At 67.4% G+C, this 709-nt stretch carries 1 protein-coding gene; it reads right to left on the bottom strand.

The genetic code is table 11. From position 1 onward, the window contains the following. Positions 1 to 13: 13 nt before the first annotated feature. A partial coding sequence (locus tag KGQ19_RS48780) for a transposase (protein ID WP_212022480.1) occupies positions 14 to 709 on the bottom strand: 696 nt, incomplete at its 5' end.

Raw genomic sequence — 709 nt, 5'->3', positions numbered from 1 at the left:
CGGCGCCTCTGACTTATGCGTGGGTGGTTCGGCCGGGTAGTGGGGGTCGGTAGCCGCCGTGGGCGAGGAGTGCAAGGGCGATGAGGGCCTCGGGGTTGGTGAAGCCGTAGGCGGTGCGGGTGATCTGCCGGATCTTGGTGTTCATGGATTCGATCAGGGCGTTGGACAGGTTGTGTTCGAGGGCGTTGTCGATCTCGGCTCGGTTGCGTTTGATCTTGGTGGCGAGTTCAGTGAAGGCGGGGATGCGGCAGCGGGTGGCCCAGGACAGCCAGCGGTCCAGCGCGACGCGTCCGGCGGCGCCTTTGACCTTGAAGACGTGGCGTAGGCCTTCTTTGAGCAGGTAGGCCCGCCACAGCCTGGGGTCGGTTTTGGCGATCCAGGCGAGTTTGTCGTGCTGGCCGGTGGTGAGGTCCTCGGGGTTCTTCCACAACGCCCAGCGGCAGGTCTTCAGGGCGCGGGCGGCTCCGGTGGAGTTGCGGCCGGTGATCGCGCTGTTGCGGGCGCGTCCGGCGGCGGTGTTCCAGGCATCCCGGCGGACTTGGTCCAGGGCTTTGGTGGCCCAGGCCACGACGTGGAAGGCATCGGCGCAGCGGATCGCGTTCGGGCAGTGTGCGCGCACCGATTTCGCGATCCAGTGGGCGGCGTCGGCGGACACGTGCGTGATCTCCGCACAGCGTTCGGGCCCGAGGGCGTCGAAGAACTCATCGAC

The sequence above is a fragment of the Catenulispora pinistramenti genome (assembly GCF_018274385.1).
GTDB classification, from domain to species: domain Bacteria; phylum Actinomycetota; class Actinomycetes; order Streptomycetales; family Catenulisporaceae; genus Catenulispora; species Catenulispora pinistramenti.
This window is presented reverse-complemented; position numbering and strand designations above follow the sequence as displayed.